Source organism: Rhizocola hellebori (assembly GCF_016862955.1).
Classification (GTDB): Bacteria; Actinomycetota; Actinomycetes; order Mycobacteriales; family Micromonosporaceae; genus Rhizocola; species Rhizocola hellebori.
This window is the reverse complement of the sequence record NZ_BONY01000105.1, coordinates 1-17,533: the sequence shown is the minus strand read 5'-3', so window position 1 is coordinate 17,533 and position 17,533 is coordinate 1. Positions and strand designations below refer to the sequence as shown.

The 17,533-nt window shown below is 66.8% G+C and carries 20 protein-coding genes; 6 read left to right on the top strand and 14 right to left on the bottom strand.

From position 1 onward, the window contains the following. The first annotated feature begins 53 nt into the window (after nt 1–53). Complete coding sequence (locus Rhe02_RS43865) at nt 54–908, top strand: NAD-dependent epimerase/dehydratase family protein (protein WP_203914471.1); 855 nt, start codon at nt 54–56, stop codon at nt 906–908. Here Rhe02_RS43865 and Rhe02_RS43860 read toward each other — a convergent pair. From Rhe02_RS43860 to Rhe02_RS43850, 3 genes are all read right to left on the bottom strand, one after another. Then, a complete protein-coding gene (locus tag Rhe02_RS43860; RefSeq protein ID WP_203914470.1) occupies nt 905–1,669 on the bottom strand; it encodes a hypothetical protein in 765 nt (254 codons plus the stop codon). The genes Rhe02_RS43865 and Rhe02_RS43860 overlap by 4 nt on opposite strands. 131 nt (nt 1,670–1,800) lie before the next feature. After that, the gene (gene ctaD, locus Rhe02_RS43855) at nt 1,801–3,504 is read right to left on the bottom strand and encodes an aa3-type cytochrome oxidase subunit I (protein WP_203914469.1); all 1,704 of its coding nucleotides are present in this window, start codon (nt 3,502–3,504) and stop codon (nt 1,801–1,803) included. Between the two features lie 84 nt (nt 3,505–3,588). Then, nucleotides 3,589–3,849: a hypothetical protein gene (locus Rhe02_RS43850; RefSeq protein WP_203914468.1), complete on the bottom strand. Its 261-nt coding sequence runs from the start codon at nt 3,847–3,849 to the stop codon at nt 3,589–3,591. 14 nt (nt 3,850–3,863) lie between these two features. On the opposite strand from Rhe02_RS43850, the gene Rhe02_RS43845 reads away from it, so the two are divergent. Further along, nucleotides 3,864–6,143 (top strand): FdhF/YdeP family oxidoreductase, encoded by a 2,280-nt coding sequence (locus Rhe02_RS43845; RefSeq protein ID WP_203914467.1) that lies wholly within the window; start codon nt 3,864–3,866, stop codon nt 6,141–6,143. Continuing rightward, nucleotides 6,140–6,907: a formate dehydrogenase accessory sulfurtransferase FdhD gene (fdhD, locus tag Rhe02_RS43840; protein WP_203914466.1), complete on the top strand. Its 768-nt coding sequence runs from the start codon at nt 6,140–6,142 to the stop codon at nt 6,905–6,907. Before Rhe02_RS43845 ends, fdhD begins: the two co-directional genes overlap by 4 nt. Here fdhD and Rhe02_RS43835 read toward each other — a convergent pair. Beyond that, nucleotides 6,880–7,821, bottom strand: coding sequence for a S41 family peptidase (locus tag Rhe02_RS43835; RefSeq protein WP_203914465.1), 942 nt, complete (start codon nt 7,819–7,821; stop codon nt 6,880–6,882). The two genes, fdhD and Rhe02_RS43835, sit on opposite strands and share 28 nt — an antisense overlap. 25 nt (nt 7,822–7,846) lie before the next feature. Between Rhe02_RS43835 and Rhe02_RS43830 the strand changes: the two genes are divergently transcribed. After that, nucleotides 7,847–8,770, top strand: a complete 924-nt coding sequence (locus Rhe02_RS43830) for an aldo/keto reductase (protein ID WP_203914464.1) — start codon at nt 7,847–7,849, stop codon at nt 8,768–8,770. Nucleotides 8,771–8,796: 26 nt separating this feature from the next. Here Rhe02_RS43830 and Rhe02_RS43825 read toward each other — a convergent pair whose 3' ends face one another. From Rhe02_RS43825 to Rhe02_RS43800, 6 genes are all read right to left on the bottom strand, one after another. After that, nucleotides 8,797–9,486 carry a serine hydrolase gene (locus tag Rhe02_RS43825; RefSeq protein ID WP_203914463.1) on the bottom strand — a complete coding sequence of 230 codons (690 nt, stop codon included), beginning with the start codon at nt 9,484–9,486 and terminating at the stop codon, nt 8,797–8,799. Beyond that, on the bottom strand, nt 9,483–10,121 hold the full coding sequence (locus tag Rhe02_RS43820; RefSeq protein WP_203914462.1) for an MgtC/SapB family protein: 639 nt from the start codon (nt 10,119–10,121) through the stop codon (nt 9,483–9,485). The genes Rhe02_RS43825 and Rhe02_RS43820 overlap by 4 nt, the downstream gene beginning before the upstream one ends. 35 nt (nt 10,122–10,156) lie before the next feature. Next, nucleotides 10,157–10,855, bottom strand: a complete 699-nt coding sequence (locus Rhe02_RS43815; RefSeq protein ID WP_203914461.1) for an anti-sigma factor family protein — start codon at nt 10,853–10,855, stop codon at nt 10,157–10,159. After that, the gene (locus Rhe02_RS43810; protein ID WP_203914460.1) at nt 10,852–11,367 is read right to left on the bottom strand and encodes a sigma-70 family RNA polymerase sigma factor; all 516 of its coding nucleotides are present in this window, start codon (nt 11,365–11,367) and stop codon (nt 10,852–10,854) included. Before Rhe02_RS43810 ends, Rhe02_RS43815 begins: the two co-directional genes overlap by 4 nt. Nucleotides 11,368–11,434: 67 nt before the next feature. Continuing rightward, the gene (locus Rhe02_RS43805) at nt 11,435–11,734 is read right to left on the bottom strand and encodes a hypothetical protein (RefSeq protein WP_203914459.1); all 300 of its coding nucleotides are present in this window, start codon (nt 11,732–11,734) and stop codon (nt 11,435–11,437) included. Between the two features lie 18 nt (nt 11,735–11,752). Further along, complete coding sequence (locus Rhe02_RS43800; protein WP_203914458.1) at nt 11,753–12,289, bottom strand: RNA 2'-phosphotransferase; 537 nt, start codon at nt 12,287–12,289, stop codon at nt 11,753–11,755. Between the two features lie 141 nt (nt 12,290–12,430). Here Rhe02_RS43800 and Rhe02_RS43795 point away from each other — a divergent pair, with 141 nt between their 5' ends. Further along, nucleotides 12,431–12,952 (top strand): class I SAM-dependent methyltransferase, encoded by a 522-nt coding sequence (locus Rhe02_RS43795; protein ID WP_203914457.1) that lies wholly within the window; start codon nt 12,431–12,433, stop codon nt 12,950–12,952. Between the two features lie 5 nt (nt 12,953–12,957). Here the strand turns inward: Rhe02_RS43795 and Rhe02_RS43790 are convergent, their stop codons facing one another. The 3 genes from Rhe02_RS43790 to Rhe02_RS43780 form a co-directional block, all read right to left on the bottom strand. Beyond that, nucleotides 12,958–13,680 carry a hypothetical protein gene (locus Rhe02_RS43790; RefSeq protein ID WP_203914456.1) on the bottom strand — a complete coding sequence of 241 codons (723 nt, stop codon included), beginning with the start codon at nt 13,678–13,680 and terminating at the stop codon, nt 12,958–12,960. 78 nt (nt 13,681–13,758) lie between these two features. Beyond that, nucleotides 13,759–14,691: an aminoglycoside phosphotransferase/kinase family protein gene (locus Rhe02_RS43785; RefSeq protein ID WP_203914455.1), complete on the bottom strand. Its 933-nt coding sequence runs from the start codon at nt 14,689–14,691 to the stop codon at nt 13,759–13,761. Next, the gene (locus Rhe02_RS43780; RefSeq protein ID WP_203914454.1) at nt 14,672–15,856 is read right to left on the bottom strand and encodes an MFS transporter; all 1,185 of its coding nucleotides are present in this window, start codon (nt 15,854–15,856) and stop codon (nt 14,672–14,674) included. Before Rhe02_RS43780 ends, Rhe02_RS43785 begins: the two co-directional genes overlap by 20 nt. A gap of 47 nt (nt 15,857–15,903) precedes the next feature. Between Rhe02_RS43780 and Rhe02_RS43775 the strand changes: the two genes are divergently transcribed. Next, complete coding sequence (locus Rhe02_RS43775; protein WP_203914453.1) at nt 15,904–16,368, top strand: helix-turn-helix domain-containing protein; 465 nt, start codon at nt 15,904–15,906, stop codon at nt 16,366–16,368. On the opposite strand, the gene Rhe02_RS43770 is transcribed toward Rhe02_RS43775, so the two are convergent. Next, a complete protein-coding gene (locus tag Rhe02_RS43770) occupies nt 16,342–16,641 on the bottom strand; it encodes a hypothetical protein (protein ID WP_203914452.1) in 300 nt (99 codons plus the stop codon). The two genes, Rhe02_RS43775 and Rhe02_RS43770, sit on opposite strands and share 27 nt — an antisense overlap. Nucleotides 16,642–17,533 lie beyond the last annotated feature (892 nt).

The window sequence follows — 17,533 nt, the reverse complement described above, 5'->3', positions numbered from 1 at the left end:
ACCCAATCCTGTCGACCAAGCTGACATGCTGGCGGGCCGGTAGCCTCTGCGCTATGCAGACTGTTGCGGTGACCGGGGGAAGCGGCAAGCTTGGCCGGGCCGTGGTCGACGAGCTAGTCGAACACGGCTACCGGGTGATCAATTTGGATCTGGCTCCTCCTCGCCACGATCGCGCCGCCTTTACCCGTGTGGATCTCACCGATTATGGGCAGACCGTGGAAGCGCTCACCGCCATCGATGACCGGCACGGCGGTGTCGATGCCGTGGTGCATCTGGCGGCCATCCCGGGGCCGGGCATGGCGACCAACGCGACGACGTTTCACACCAATGTGGCGATCAGCTACAACGTTTTCGCCTCGGCTCGGGCGGCGGGGATCCGCAATGTGGTGTGGGCTTCCAGCGAGACGCTGCTCGGTCTGCCGCTGGACACGCCTCCGCAGTCGATCCCGATCCACGAGGGGCATCAGCCGCGTCCGGAGACCTCTTACGCGTTGGCGAAGCTGGTCGACGAGACCATCGCGGCGCAGTTTTGCCGGTGGGACCCGGAGCTGAAAATGATCGGGCTTCGCTTCTCCAACGTGATGGAGCCCGGGGATTACGCGCGCTTTCCGTCCTTTGAGCAAGACCCGATGCTGCGCAAGTGGAACCTGTGGGGCTACATCGATGCCCGCGACGGGGCTCAGGCTGTGCGCAGGGCGCTGGCCTACGAGGGCAAGGGGCTGGAGATCTTCATCATCGCCAACGCCGACACCGTGATGAGCCGCGACTCCAGACAGCTTGCCGCGCAGGTCTTTGCGGACGTGGAGATCACCGCCGAGGTGACCGGCACGCAGACCCTGCTCGCCATAGACAAGGCGCGCCGGCTGCTCGGCTACGAGCCACAGCACAGCTGGCGCGAGCAAAGCTAGTAGCTGTTCCACCGCAACGAGAACGGGCGGGCGGTGGCGCCTATCCAGCCGCCGATCTCGTCGCCCTCGAACAGGCCGGGCTCTGTCCCCACCAGACGCACGTGGGAGGAAAGCTCTCCGCCGAACGGGTTCTGGGTGTGGTACGAAAACGTGAGCGTGCGGCTATCGGAGACGTAGTCGATGTCGCTGACCCGCACCGCGCCCCCGGCCATGGTGCCCGCGATGTCGACGGCGCGCGGCCGCTGGATGATGGTGAACTCCATGCCCGGGTGGGCCTCGATGGCCAGGCCGTTGCCGGTCAGGCTGTAAGCGCGCCAGGTGCCCGAGATGCCCGTGTCGGCGAGGTCCTCGCAGGCCGTGATTCTGGTCTGGGCGAGCACGGCGGGCTTTATCCGAAGTGAGGTGACCGCCAGGTCCAGTGGGTCGGTGACGACCACGATGAGCCGCCCCTTGCGGGTGCGCAGACCGGCGTCGACGCCCGCGGTCTGCCCGTGCCCGGCTGGTTTTGGGGTGAGCCTGAGCGCCACCGGCTCGGCCCGCACGATCTCGCCGGAGCCGTCGAGCCGATAGACGATGAGGTTGTCCCAGGTGCGAATCGGAAGTCCTAATCGGCCCACCCGCAGCGGATGGAACGTGCCGTCGGGCAGCTCGAGGCCGACAACCTTGGCGTCGTAGTAAATCTTCGAGCCGGGGAGGATCTTCATGGCTTTGAGCGCGTGCCTGCGCTGCGCCTCGCCGAGTGTTGGTATCGCCTTGCGCATGTCGCCTCCTGACGCGAACCCATCGCAAAGTGTGCAACGCGGGCATACGCCAGTCTATGGAATTCTCCACACATATACAGATGCGCGCCCGGCTACGTACTCCTGCCGGGCGCGCATCTAGCGTCAAATGCTCAGTGGTGCTGGCTTCCCGTCTCGACCTGCTTGGCCGGGGCGGAGGTGCCTGTGCTCACCGCGAGGTGGGGGAATTTCGCGTCGAAGGCCGGCCGCTCAGAACGGATGCGCGGCATCCGGTCGAAGTTACGCAGCGGCGGCGGGCAGGAGGTCGCCCACTCCAGCGAGTTGCCGTGGCCCCACGGGTCGTCGACGGTCACCACCGGGCCGGTCCGGTAGGACTTCCACACGTTGTAGAGGAACGGCAACGTGGAGGCGCCGAGGATGAAAGCGCCGACCGTCGAAATCATGTTCAGCGTGGTGAAGCCGTCGCTGGGCAGGTAGTCGTAGTAGCGCCGGGGCATGCCCTCGTTGCCGAGCCAGTGCTGCACCAGGAAGGTCGTGTTGAAGCCGATGGTGGTCAGCCAGAAGTGCACCTTGCCGAGGCGGTCGTCGAGCATCCGGCCGAACATCTTCGGGAACCAGAAGTAGATGCCCGCGTACACGGCATAAACGATGGTGCCGAAGAGCACGTAGTGGAAGTGAGCCACCACGAAGTAGGAGTCGGACACGTGGAAGTCGACCGGCGGGCTCGCGAGCAGCACGCCCGACAGGCCACCGAAAAGGAAGGTCGCCAGGAAGCCGATGGAGAACAACATCGGCGACTCGAAAGTGAGCTGGCCTCGCCACATGGTGCCGATCCAGTTGAAGAACTTCATTCCGGTCGGGACCGCGATGAGGAAGCTCAAGAACGAGAAGAACGGCAGGAGCACCTGTCCGGTGACGAACATGTGGTGCGCCCACACGCTCATCGACAGGGCCGCGATGCCCAGCGTCGCCGCGACCAGACCGGTGTAACCGAAGATCGGCTTGCGGCTGAAGACCGGGATGACCTCGGAGATGATGCCGAAGAACGGCAGCGCGACGATGTACACCTCGGGGTGGCCGAAGAACCAGAACAGGTGCTGCCACAGCATCGGGCCACCGGTCTCCGGATCGAAGACGTGGGCGCCCAGGCGGCGGTCGGCCATCAGCGCGAGCAGGGCCGCGGCCAGCAGCGGGAAGACCATCAGCACCAGGAGGCTGGTGACGAGGATGTTCCAGGTGAAGATCGACATCCGGAACATCGTCATGCCCGGCGCGCGCAGGGTGAGGATCGTGGTGATCATGTTGACCGCGCCCAGGATCGTGCCCAGACCGGAGATCACCAGGCCGGTGATCCACAGGTCGGCACCGATTCCGGGAGAGTTGATGGCGTCGTTGAGCGGCGCGTAGGCGAACCAGCCGAAGTCGGCAGCGCCGCCCGGCGTGATGAAGCCCAGCACCACCATCGAGCCACCGAACAGGTAAAGCCAATAGGCGAAAGCGTTCAGCCGCGGGAAGGCCACGTCGGGCGCTCCGATTTGGAGCGGCACCACGAAGTTCGCGAAGGCGAACACGATCGGCGTGGCGAAAAGCAGCAGCATCACCGTGCCATGAATGGTGAACAGCTGGTTGTACTGCTCCGGCGTCAGGAACTGCCCGCCCGGCTCGGCCAGCTCGGCACGCATCAGCAGCGCCATGATGCCGCCGACGATAAAGAACACGAATGACGTGACCAGGTACATGATCCCGATCAGCTTGGCGTCCGTCGTGCGGATAACGCGGGCCATCATGCTGCCCTTAACCGTCTTACGCACGGGATACGGCCGTGTCGCGATGGGTTGCGGTGCGACGGTGGTCACGCCAGCCTCCTGTCGATCTAAGTACCTCGCACGCAGGATAGTCCCCCGCCCTCTCCCGGAAGGCGGGGGGTTGCATTCGTTGCGTCAGCGCGTCCCGGCGGAAGCCCCGAAATTGAACGAGATAGCTCCCGAAGCGATCGCTGCCAGCACAAGGAGCAAAACGCCCCAGGCCACCAATCGGTCGGCTCCATTGGCACGGCTGATCCAGCTGAGGATCCGCCGGCCACCCGCAGCCTCGGGCTCGGTAGCGGGCACTGCGACCGTTTTGGCCACAGTCACGGTGGCCCCGGCAAGCACGAGCAACGTGCCGAGGATGGCTAGAAGGGCGGCTATGAAGTCTTGCATCTGTCCTCCAATACATGAATGACCTCGACAGGCTAGCCGTGTGGCACTCTTGGCGCATGGGCGAGCAGGGACCCAAAGCATCAGCAGCCGGGCTACCAGGGATTACGCATGGTCTGTCGGCTGCGATTTCTCAAATGGGGGTACTGAGGGCAGGCCGCACGCTCCTGAAGGTGAACCAGGCCGGCGGGTTCGACTGCCCCGGATGCGCCTGGCCGGAAGCGGAAAAGCGCTCGCATTTCGAGTTCTGCGAGAACGGCGCGAAGGCGGTGGCCGAGGAGGCCACGCGAAGCCGCATCACCCCGGCATTCTTCGCCGATCACCCGGTCTCCGAGCTCGCGAGGCAGCCGGAGTTCTGGCTCGGCAAGCAGGGCCGGCTCACCACCCCGGTCGTCAAGCGGCCCGACTCCGACCACTATGTGCCAATTTCCTGGGCCGAGGCGTTCTCGCTGGCGGCCGGTCACCTGAACGCGATCCACCCGGACGAGGCCATCTTCTACACGTCCGGCCGCACCTCCAACGAGGCCGCCTTCCTGTACCAGCTGCTGGTCCGCTCATACGGCACGAACAACCTGCCCGACTGCAGCAACATGTGCCACGAGTCCTCCGGGATGGCGCTGTCGGCCACCATCGGCGTCGGCAAGGGCACGGTCACCCTCAACGACGTGCACTCGGCCAAGTTGATCGTCGTGGTTGGACAGAACCCGGGCACCAATCACCCGCGCATGCTGGCCGCCCTGGAGACCGCCAAACAACACGGCGCAAAGATCATCTCGATCAACCCGCTGCCCGAAGCGGGCCTGATGCGCTTCAAGAACCCGCAGCGGGCCGCCGGTCTGGTCGGCAAGGGCACCCAGCTCTCCGACCTGCATCTGCCCATCCGCGTCGGCGGCGACCTGGCCCTCTTCCAAGCCATCGGCGCCCTGCTGACCGCCTGGCAGGCCGTCGACCACGACTTCATCTCCACCCACACCTCTGGCTTCGCCGCGTGGCGCACCAACCCCAGCATCAGCGCCCTCATCACGGCAGCAGCAGACGCGGCCGCCAGCCCTTCCCCAGCGGGCGAGGTGATGGCGGAGGTGGTGCGGGCCACCGGGTTGCGGTGGGAGCTGATTGAGGCGGCCGCGCGGATGTTCGCCGACAGCGAGGCCACGGTCGTGTGCTGGGCGATGGGGCTGACCCAGGGACGCGACGCGGTGGCGACGATTCAGGAGATCGTCAATGTGCAGCTGTTGCGGGGCATGGTGGGCAAGCCCGGCGCGGGGCTGTGCCCGGTGCGCGGCCACTCGAATGTCCAGGGCGATCGGACGATGGGGATCTACCACGAGGTCCCGGCCTGGGCCGGCCGGCTGAAGATCGAGGTCCCGCCGAAACGGGGCTATGACACCGTCGAGGCGATCCGCGCCATGCGGGACGGCCGGGCGACGGTCTTTGTCGGCCTCGGCGGCAACTTCGCCGCGGCTACCCCGGACACCGAGGTGACCGAGGCCGCCATGGGCAACTGCACGCTGGCCGTGCACATCTCGACCAAGCTCAACCGCTCACATGTGATCTCGCCGCCGGGCCAGACTTCGCTCATCCTGCCCTGCCTTGGGCGCACAGAGCATGACCCGGCCGGGTTCGTCACGGTCGAGGACTCCATGTCCAACGTGCATGCCTCACAGGGAAGGCTGCCCGCGGCTTCACCCGACCTGCGCTCGGAGGTCGCCATCGTCTGCGGGCTCGCCGAAGCCTTGCTGGGCCTGGACTGGAGCGCCTACCGCACCGACTATCGGACGATCCGCGCGGTCATCGCGGAGGTCATCCCCGGATTCGAGCGCTTCGAAGAGCGGGTGGTCCACGGGTTCACCCTCGCCCAGGGGCCGCGGGACAGCCGCAGCTTCCCCACCCGCGATGGCAAGGCCCGCTTCACGGCCAGCCCGCTGACCTCGATCGAGGTTCCGCCGGGACGGCTGCTGCTGCAGACCGTACGCAGCCACGATCAATACAACACCACCATCTACGGGCTCGACGACCGGTACCGGGGAATCAAAAACGAAAGAAAGGTCGTCTTCGTCAATCCGGACGACCTGGCCGAGCTTGGCATCGCCGACGGCTCCTTCGTCGACCTGGTATCGGAGTGGAAGGGCGAACAGCGGCGCGCCCCGGGGTTCCGGGTGGTCGCCTACCCGACCGTGCCCGGCTGCGCCGCCACCTACTTCCCCGAGGCGAATGTGCTCGTCCCGCTGGACTCCACCGCGCACGGCTCAAACACCCCTACCTCCAAGCAAATCATCGTCAGGTTGGAGCCGAAATGACGACCTCCTACGCGCGCCGGCCGGTCTTCGGCAAACCCCCGGACACTCTTGTCGTCGAGGAGCCGCTGGAGATCCGGGTCAATGGACAGTCCATCGCGGTCACCATGCGCACCCCCGGCAGCGAGCTGGAGCTGGCGCTCGGGTTCCTCTACACCGAGGGGATCATTCGCGATGTGAGCGAGGTGGCGAGCGCGAAGCTTTGCGTGGACGACCCGAACGTGGCCGAAGTCGTGCTGCGCCAGCACTATGCCATCGAGTCGCGCAACTTCTACACGACAAGCTCGTGCGGGGTGTGCGGGAAGGCAAGCATCGACTCGGTGAAGGTGCATTCGCATCACGACGTGTCCGCCGATCCGGTGACCGTGCGGGCCGCCACGCTCAGTTTGTTGCCGGACAAGCTGAGGCAGGCCCAGCGCGGCTTCGCCCGTACCGGCGGCTCCCACGCGGCGGGGGTGTTCACCGCCGCCGGTGACCTCGTCCTGGTCCGCGAGGACGTCGGCCGGCACAACGCCTTCGACAAGGCCATCGGAACCCTGCTGCAGCGCGGCGAGGTGCCGCTGGCCGGTCACGTGATCCTCGTCTCCGGGCGGGCCAGCTTCGAGCTGACCCAGAAGGCCTGGGTGGCCGGCGCGCCCGTGCTGGCCGCGGTTTCCGCGCCGAGCACGCTCGCGGTCGATCTGGCCGCAGAGGCGGGGATCACCCTGGTGGGTTTCCTGCGCGGCGAGTCAATGAACGTCTACACCAGGCCCGACCGCGTCAGCTGAGCCTCTTCCCGGATCGAAGCCGACTGGCTGGTCTCGACGATGTGGTCGAGCGCCGTCTGATAGGCGATCAGGAACGCCTCCTCCGAAGGCACCTCGATGTCCGGCTTGACGCCGACGCCTTCCCAGTTGGTCCCGGTCACCGGATTGATGGAACGCGCCGTCGGCACCGTGATTTCGAGCGTGTCGCTGAGCGGAAAGCTGTCCGTCGGGTGAGCCCCGCCGCGCGTTGTCTCTCCAATGAGGACAGCCCGTTTCTGCGCCTGCAGGTTGTAACAGAGCTCCTCGCCCGCCGAGAACGTCATGTCACTTGTCAGCACATAGACCGGCTTGTCGAGGTAACGCTCGCCGGGAACCCAGGCCAGACTCCAATATTGCCGTGTCTGCTTGGTGGCGGCGAAGTAGATGCTGTTGAGGTGGGTCTCGTCGTCGGGAAAGAAATAGCTGCACCAGAAGATGACCCCATCGGCCGCCCCGCCGCGGTTCTTACGCAGATCGATGATCAGCGCTTCGGTCTGCGACACCAGCTCCATCGCCGCGGCGATGGCCCGGCCGCCGTCGGCCGAGCTGGGGACGCCGCGCAGGTCGAGGTAGCCCACGTTTCCGTCGAGCCGCTCCACCCGGGCGATGCGGTAGTTGGTGCTGCGCAGGTATTCCCGCCAGGCGGCCAGCGCGGCTTCCTCGGTCACCCCGCCCGCCTGCAGCTCGGCCGACCTGACCCGCACCCGCAGATGCCGGTCGGCGCAGACCTCGAACAGTTCCGCTGTCAGGCTTTCCGCCAGCTCCGCCTCTGACATGCCGTCATAGGCGCCTTCGGCCAGGCGCTGCTGGATCCTTTGGGCCGCGGTGGCAGCTTTGTCCGGGAAGACATAGTTAGCACAGAGCAGCTCGATTGCCTTCTCAACGTGGGACCCCATGGCGATCAAGGTACTCTCGCCTCCCATGAAACGCATCGCGGATTTCGACGTGTACCCCCTCTGCCTCGGGGGCAACGTGTTCGGCTGGACAGCCGACGAGGAGCAGTCGTTCGCCGTACTCGACGCCTACGCGGAGGCGGGCGGCAACTTCATCGACACAGCCGACGTCTACTCGGCGTGGGCCGGTAAGGGCGGCGAGTCCGAGACGATCATCGGCCGCTGGATGGCGGCACGCGGTAACCGCGACCAGATGATCATCGCGACCAAGGTGGGGATGCTCTCCGGACTGCAGACCCTCACGCCCGACACGATCCGCAAGGCGGCCGAGGATTCATTGCGCCGTCTGGGTACCGACCGAATCGATCTCTATTACGCCCACATCGATGACCAGAGCACCCCGCTGCATCAGACGCTCGAAGGGTTCACCGCTCTGGTCAAGGCCGGCAAGGTGCGTCACCTGGGCGCGTCCAACTTCACCGCCGCACGGCTCACCGAAGCGCTCGACCTCGCCGACCGCGAAGGCTTCGCCCGCTACGCCGCGCTCCAGCCCCACTACAACCTGGTCGATCGGGCCAAGTACGAGGGTGAGCTGGCCGAAACCGTTGCCGCACAAGGGCTGTCGTGCGTGCCGTTCTTCGGCCTCGCCCGCGGCTTCCTCACCGGCAAGTACCGCCCCGAGTCCACCGACAACGCCAGCCCGCGCTCGGCCAAGGCCCGCGAGTACCTCGACGAGCGTGGCCTGACCGTTCTGGAGGCGCTCGACGCGGTTGCGGCGCAACACCAGAGCACGCCCGGCGCGGTGGCGCTCGCCTGGCTCGCCGCCCAGCCCACCGTCGCGGCCCCGATTGCCAGCGCGCGCAACGTGGTGCAGCTCAACGAGATCCTGTCGATGGCCACCCTCGCCCTCACCGACGCCGACCTGGCCCGCCTCGCCGCCGCGTCCGCGTAGCGCCTCCGCCTGGCGCGTAACAGGGGCTAGGGCAGGCGGCCGGCGGCGTGGAGGGCGGCGGTCAGGGTGCGGGCGTGGTCGGCGGCCAGCTGCAGGGGCAGGCCGGCGGGATAGCCCATGAGGATGGCGAGCACCCATTTCTCGTGCAGGGCAAGGCAATTCACGTCCCACTCACCGTCGGACATCCTCGTCCAGCCGTTCTTGATGGCGACCCCGGCGGGCGCCGGCAGGCCATCGATGATGCCCCAGCGCCCGCCGCCGGTGGTTTCGTGCTGGTCGTGCTCGGCGCACGAGCCCCGCACCGAGCGCATCTGCTCCAGGACGAACGGGGTCCACTGCGGACCGGCGGCGCGCCCGTCGAGCAGCGCCAGCCCCATCCGGCAGGCGTCGCGGGCGGACATCGCGGTCATGCTCCACCAGCCAGGTGTGGCAACAGTTTCGGTGAGATCGCAAGCGGCGATCAGCCGGGCGATCGAGGCGTCCGCACCCGCGGCGAGGTAGAGGGTTTCCGTGGCGTTGTCATCACTGTCGACGATGGCCGCGACACCCAGCTCCAGCTCGGCCGCGGTGGGATCGTGGTGCCGCAGGAAGTCGGCGACTATCCAGCTCTTGATCATCGATTGGGTGGTGGTCAACGCGACGTCGAAGTCGGGCGAGCCGCTGATTTCGCCGGTGGCCCGATCGAGTAGCGCCCACGAACAGAAGGTCAGGGTCACCGGCTGATCTCCACGCCCTGCACACCGGGCAACAGGCGCAGCCGTTCCCCGATGGAGGTGAGCGGGGTTCCGTTCTGCGGCTGGGCGGTCAGCACCAGCGACTGCCCGCCGAGGTCGTAGGAGACCCGCAGCACCCGGCTGCGCGGCAGAATCCCCCGCGCCTCCCGCTCGACCTGGTCAAGCGGGGCATCGGATTCGAGGGTGAGGACAATCTCGAGGATGCGCCGCCGCGGCAGGTACGAGCGTTCGCAGAACTTGACAATGGCTAGCGTCGCCAGGCCGACCACCGTCGCCACCACTGCGGCCGACCACCGTTGCAGACCAACGGCGAGCCCGATGGCCGCGGTCACCCACAGCGAGGCGGCCGTGGTGAGCCCGCGCACGGTCGCGCCCTCGCGAAGAATGGCACCACCGCCGAGAAAGCCGATGCCGGTGACGACCTGGGCGGCAATGCGCGTCGGGTCACTGCCGTCGTAACCGACCCCGGCGAGAGTGAACAGCGCCGCTCCCAGACAAACCAGCATATGGGTACGCAACCCAGCCGGCTGAGCGCTAAGCTCCCGCTCCAGCCCGATCGCCGCCCCGAGCACCGCGGCCACCGCGATCTGCAAAAAGACCAGCCACTCGACGCTCATCGCTCAAGTATCGCCCTCACATGGCGGCCAAGCCGTCAAGCCAGGTCGTAGGCGAGGACTGTGGTGCCGTCGCGGCCCCGCAGCTCGAGCCGGACCAGGTCGGCCAGGTCGTAGCGGCTCATCCCGCTCATGATCACATCGTCGCCGGGCCCGGCCATCCAGGAGCCGAGCTGCTCGGCCACGCCATCGGTGCCGAGGGCGAAAAGCCGGAAGGTGTAAGGCTTGGTGTGCCCGCTGCTGAGCGGATAGGCGCAGTGCATGACCACCACCACCCCGCCGCGGGTCTCGGTCAGCCCGACCTCCGCGGTCACCGCCGTGTCCACGACGACCTGGGTCATCGGGATCATCACCGGCCCGGTCGGTGAGGGCATGGTGAACGGCGGCGTGGTGTCGGACGGGCGCAGGCTCATCACCCCGAGCGCCACCGCGAGCACGAGGCCGGCCGCGACCATGGCCGAGCCGAAGACCTGCCACCGCTGCCGGTGGCGCTGCTTGGCGCGGATGATGCCCAGGCTGTGCACGAGTTTGGGCAGCCGGTCGATGGTCGACGGCAACGGCTCCTGGGTCTGCAGCGGCGTCAGTCGCCGCAACAGGCCGGGCAGCACCGCGATCGAGGCGACCGCCTCACGGCAGCAGACGCAGGTGGCCAGATGTTGCTCATAGTCGGCGCGCTCAGCGGGAGCGAGGGCTCCGAGGACGTAGGCGCCGTCGTTTTGGACAAATTCGCAGCTCATCGGATCACCCCCATCTCAGCGAGCACTAATCTCAGCGACTGCAAGGCGTAGTGTGTGCGCGACTTGACCGTTCCGGGGGGAATCCCCAGTCTGGCTGCGGCTTCGGCTACCGACCGGCCCTGATAGAAGCATTCGATCAGGACTTCGCGATGGGCAGGCGAGAGCTTCGCGAGCGCTTCCGCGATCGTCCACGCCTCCACCGCGCGTTCCGCTTCGTCCACTTCGGACAGTGGCTCGGGCAGGTCATCGGTGATGATCTCCCCGACCCGGGCCGTGCGGCGACGCCACGCGTCGATCGCCAGATTCCGCGCGACGGTGAACAACCACGCCCTCACCGGACCGTACTTCGGATCCATCAGGTGCGATTGTTGCCAAGCGCGGACGAGAGTCTCTTGAACCAGGTCCTCAGCTCGTTGCCGATCGCCATGGGTCAACCGCAGGGCATGGGCGAACAGCGCATCGCCGTGCTCCTGATGCAGGGCTCGCAGCAGATCCACGTCCTCGTCGGTCACCTCGGCTCCGGCCTCCTTCTTTTCTGTTACACGCCGGTGGCCGCGCTCCGGTTCAGCCCCGGCTGTGTCACGCGCGCAACAGCACCAGCACGCCGATCACCCCGACGAGCCAGCCGGCCAGCACGCCGAAACCCAGGTCGCGTTTGCCGCGCCGGGCCAGCATCACGGTCGCGATGACAGCGGCCACGCCGAGCAGCGCCTCGACGCCCAGGAAGATCAGGGCGACGGCGGCGATGTCCTCGAACCCGCCACCCTGCGATGGCTCGACCAGCTGCCCGGCGAGGAAGCCGAAGAGGAAGGCGATGCCGTGACCGGCCAAACCGATCACGAGGCCAAGCGCGCCTTGGCGGATGTTGAAAGTGGACACCAGCGCAACCTAGCGCACCTATGTCTCGAGCGTAATGAGGAACTCAGGCGGGACTTCGGCGGTGAGCCACACACCGTTGTCGCTCACGAAGAACTGGTACCCGACGGAAAGCATGTCTTTGGTGTTGATCTGAAGAACGACTGGAAAGCCATGGCGTGCACCGGCTTTGCGGGCGGTATCCATATCGGGTGACAGGTGGACGTGATGGCGGTCGCCCCGGACCAGCCCCTTGGCGAAGATCGAGCTCAGGTTGCGCGAAGCCGTGCCGTGGTAGAGCACCTCGGGAGGCGCGCATGGCGCGTAGCCGAGCTCAACCTCGACGGAATGGCCTTGGTTTGCGCGGATTCTGTTCTCCTGCACCGCGAACCGCTGCTTGTCGCTTCCCCCGACCACCGCCATCAGCTGATCGCGGTCCAGGCGCAAACCGTGGCTCGCCATGGCTTTGAGTAGAACATCGATATCTACCCAGCCATCGGGGCTCAGCGTGATGCCGATGCTATCTGGGCCGTGCCGGAGCACGTAGGCAAGCCTCTTACTCGCCTTTACCGGATCCATGTCCCGAAGGCTACTCGTTGCGCTATGTCGATGTAGCAGTCACGGTATTCATGGCCATAGATAACCAGGTTGAGTGCATCGATAGACATTTAGGCGAGCCTATGCGATGTTTGCGCGTTCGGGAATGTAGATTTTGACCCCGTGGGTGTGACACCGGAGCGCCAACAGTGGGCCGTGGACACGATGGCGATCGGGCCGCGAGATCGCGTGCTGGAGATCGGATGCGGTCACGGGATAGCCGTCTCCCTGATCTGCGAAAGGCTCACCACCGGGCAGGTGACCGCGATCGACCGGTCAGCGAGCATGGTGCGGCTGGCCAGCCAGCGCAACGCCAACCACATCGCGGCCGGCCGCGCCGAGTTCGTCGCCGCCGACCTGGACGCGGCCGACCTGCCGAGCGGCGGCTTCGACAAGGTGTTCGCGGTCAACGTGAGCCTGTTTTGGCTCGGGACAGGGCCGGGCCAGATCGAACGGGTGAAGAGTCTGCTGGCTCACCAGGGCACGCTCTACGTGTTTCACGAGCCGCCGAAGCCGTCGATCGCCAAAACCATCCTCGACAAGGCCGAGGCGACCCTCAAAGGGCACGGCTTCACCACCGCCCGCCACCGCGCCACCGGCCGTCGCGGGCTGCCACTGACCTGTGTCACCGGCCGGGTCGGCTGACCCGGCTACTTCCCCATTCCCATGAGGCCCGACAGGTCAACCACCTGGTCGGCGGGCGGTGCCACTATGTCATCAAACTTCGCACCGAACTCGGAGACGTCCAGCGCGCCGTCCTTCAGCTCCACCCGCACGATGTAGGGCTCACCCGTGGTGGCCACGAAGATCGACCCTCCCGAGGCTTCCTTCAGCTCAATGACGCGCATTCCGTTGACCGTCTTCAGCTCGCCTTTGGTGATGGTGCTCGTCCCGTAGGTCTGCACCATCTGCGTGACATCGCCGATGGTGGCCAACTCGGCGAACTCCTTGGTCGCGGTCGAGGTCTTGACCCACTTGCCTTTGAAGAGGGTGGCGATCGTCTCCGCGGCTGGACCGGCGAAGATCCCCCACAGCGCCGGGTCGGCCTGGAGATACAGGCTCGTCCCAACTCGCCGCACCTTGGCCGCGCCCTGGGTCATGGTGACGGTGCCGGAGACGTCCTTGCTCTTGATCTGCGCATCGACGCTGAGCTTGCGGCCATCCTGCGTGACCTCCCCTTTGACCCGATAGGAGCCGGCGGCATCGGTGGCCGCGGCCGCCTTGGCCACGATCTCGGCGACCGGGAGGTCCTTCACCCCGTTGTCCGCCACGGTGGTGGGCGCCGCGCCGCCACTTGGGTCCTTGGTGTTGACACAACCGGCAAGCACCACGCTGGTCAGGGCAATGGGCACGAGCAGTCTTGCAAAACGCACTGGCCTCTCCTTTTGTCGTCGACGTCGTTAGAGGCGATCGACCAGCGAGCATATGCGCTGCGGTCAAGTCTGACCACTTCACGAGCCGCCCCTGGTCAGCCGCTCAGCGGCCTCGCTCTGGGACAGCGACTCGACTCCGTCGATGCTCGCCTTCTTCGCGTTGAATGCCAGCACCCACAGGCCCGCAGCCCAAGCCGCCCCGAGCGCATCGTCGCTCCAGCTAATCCCACGTGCGCGCTGATACGCCCCAAGAAAGGCTTCGGTCTGCGGCACCGTCGCCTGCGCGAAACCCTTCATCCCGGCCGGCCACACCGCTGCGGCAAACCCGGCCAGCAGCGGCTCGGACGTGGCGATCACACTGTCCCAATCGTGCACCGCCAGCGGCTCGCCGCCACCAGCCGGGCCGTGCCAGCGGATGTTCTGCGCCTCGAAATCTCCATGGCCGACAATCTTTTCCCCACCATCGAACATTTCCAGCCGCCGGCGAACCGCCAATGCCACCTCATCGAGCCACGGTGCCGTCTGCACCGCATTGAGGTCCTCGTCGCGATCGTCGGCCGCTGGCCAAAGCCCTAGCTCGCCATGGTCCCAGGCCACCCACGGCGGCGCAGGAGACAGATTCCCGACCCCAGCGGCCGGTGGCGCAAGCCGCACCAGATCGGCCAGGAGGCGCGCGTGCCTGGACACCGTGTCGTTTTCTAGTGTCGCGATTTCTCCGTCGGGTACGAGGACCTCCGCGCTCGCCGCGAAGCCGCCCAACGGCAGCGGCCCGGCCAGCGGCTCCGGGCAGGCAAACCCGGCCCGGAACAGGTGACGCTGCACAGCGGCGCACGCCGTCAGCCTCGCCGAATCCGCACGCACCTTCACCACCACCGACCGGCCATCTTCGAGCCGCACCCCGCGCACCGCGGAAAGGTGCTGCACCGCGAAGAGAACCTCGGCCACGCGGCTGCCCAGATGGCGTTGGCACCAATCGGCTAGCTCATGCTCGTCAACCCGCACTGTCGGCATGCACGACAATGCTAGGGGCAGGAACGGCCAGCGCGCTGACCCCGGTGAGCAACACCGCGGCGCTGAAGACGTTCAGCGTGACCGCGAGCCCGAGCGCCGGGGCCATCACCGCCGCGAAAAGCGCGCCCAGCAACGCCGCCGCGGCATCGCTGACCCCGAACGCCGCACCCACCCGGCCCAGCAGCTCATCGGCCACATTCACCTGTACCGCATGCTGGATCGTCGCGGCCAGAACCGTTCCCGGCACGCCGCTGGCGAAGGCGGCGATGACGGCAACCTGCAACGTGGCCGCGTTGAACATGACCAGGAAGCACACGCCGGTCGCCGTCCCCGCCGCCACAAGCACGTTTCGCGGGGCCAGACCCAGCAAGGGACGGCTGACGAGCGCCCCCACCACGCAGCCCACCCCCAACCCGGTGATGAGGTAGCCGAGCTTCGAGCCGTCCACTCCCAACCGGTGCACCAGGAACGGCACCAGAAGTGCGGTGAGCCCGGCGTTGCCCGTCCAGAACACCCAGTTGGTCACCACCAGGCTTCGCGTGAGCGGGCTCTTGCGCACATGGCGCACGCCTTCGACCAGTTCGGCCAACACATGATGCGGCACGGGTTCCCGCGCCTTGGCCCCGCTCCTGATCCTCATCACCACGGCGGCCGCGATCAGGTAGCTCGCCATGTCCAGCGCCACCACCAGCTTCAGTCCACCTTGGACATACGTCAGCACACCGGCCACCGGTCCGGTCACCCGGATTACGCCGAACGTGAAGGCGCTCAAGGCATTCGCTTGGGCCAGTTCTTTTCCGGTACCCACGATGGCTGGCAAAAGAGCACGCCCCGCGGGCCGGAGGAAGACGGCCGCCACGCTTTCCGCCAACAACCCGAGGTAGACGAACGCGAGCCCCCCGATCAGCAGGAACGCTATTCCGGCGGCGCTCGCTACGCTCGCCGCCGCCATCACCACACGCCGATCCCACCGGTCCACGAACACCCCGGCCCACGGCCCGACCAGCAGCGCCGGTGCCGCCTCGATAGCCAGCGCCATACTTGTGGCCAGCGTCGACCCCGTGCTCTCGAAGACGTAAACCGGCACCGCGATAACCAGCAACCAGGTCCCAAGCGCCGACACGGTATTGGCCGTCCACAGGCGACGAAAATCTGCGTTCCTCACCCCGGCGAGACTATTCTGTCAGCAGAACCTATGACAAGATGTGTTCCGTGGAAATACATGCCGCTGACGAGCTGGGTCGCCGCCTTCGCATGAAACGCACGGCCGCCGGCCGCACCATCGCCTCCGTCGCCGCCGACGCGGGCCTCTCCGTGCCCTACATCGCCAACCTGGAAAACGGACGAGGCAACCCCACACTCGCCGCGCTAACCTCCCTCGCCCAAGCCCTCGGCGCACACCTGCGAGTCCACCTCGACGAGGACTCGCCCTCCCCCACCGCACCCCCACCGTCCCTACCCGACCCACTAACCCAATTCGCCAAACTCCCCCGCTTCCGCGCCGAAATGGCCAACCTGTCCACCACCACCGGTCAACCCTTAACCACCACCACCGAAAACTGCCTCACCGCCATGGCCACCATGGCCGCAGCCGCAAACAAGCCCCTCACCGAGCTCGACTGCCACCGCCTCCTAGACACCCTCATCCTCCTAACCCACTCCCCCGCCCCCCACTAACCCACCCGCAACGCTGCCCCAGCAATTGTTGGCATACATAGGAAAGCCCCCGTCGAGCATGCTTTCGCCGGCGTCGGTTGCTGCTGTCCGCAGCTCGACCTCGTCGCCCCAGCCGCCGAGCCAACCCACTCCACCTTCTCGGACCGAGCCACCGCCATCCGTAACGGTGGCGGTGCCGAAGGCGGCTTCATTGCGTAGCCGGTCCGGGTTGTCGCCTGCGGCGATCAGGACCGTGGCACCGTCGCCCCAGCGGCCGCCCGCGCGGTCAAGCATTTCGGGACAATAGGTTTCGACCACGTCGCTGATAGCGATTCTGAGTTCCTTGATTTCCGCAATGAGCCAGAAATGCAGGCGCTGTGGACCACCCCGCCGCCAACTCTCGCTGCTTCCACCGGCCTCCACCCACTACTCTCGCGGCACCTACATCTCTGCATCAGGGCAGTGAGGCAAAGACGCTGGCACCGTGGACCTCCCGCCGCTGGCCCTTGCCACCCACCCGGCGCCGCTCCTACTTCAGCCGGCTCTACTGCTTCCACAACACCTGCATCGTCGCCCCTCTCATGGGTGCCGAGTCTTCTGCTACGCGGCCTTCCACAGCCTTCGCGCGGCCGCATGCTCTGCGCATGCCAGGCCTCCAGCAGTGCCAGGCCTCCAGCGGTGCCAGGCCTCCAGCGGCGCCAGGCCTCCAGCGGTGCCAGGCCTTCGGCAGTGCCAGACCTCCAGCGGCGCCAGGCCTTCGGCAGTGCCAGGCCTACAGCGGCGCCAGGCCTTCGGCAGTGCCAGGCCTACAGCAGTGCAAGGCCCCAGCAGTGCCAGGCCTCCAGCAGCGCCAGGCCTCCAGCAGTGCCAGACCTCCAGCAGTGCCAGACCTCCAGCAGTGCCAGTCCTTCGGCAGTGCCAGTCCTTCGGCAGTGCCAGGCCTTCGGCAGTGCCGGGTCGTCAGCGGTGCCGGGTTGGTGCTTTGCCGTGCCGCCGGTGGCGGCGGTGCGGGCTGGCTGTTGTGCTGTGGGGAGTCCGGGCCTCTGGGCGCTGCGGGGTGAAGCGTTGCCGGTGGTTCATGCCGCCGGGAGGGCTGGCCTTGGGGCGCGGGGCAGACATGGTGAAGCGCCGTCGGGGTAAGGGTTCTCGACGGCGTGGCTGAACGTGATCGGGGGTGAGCCTTCCG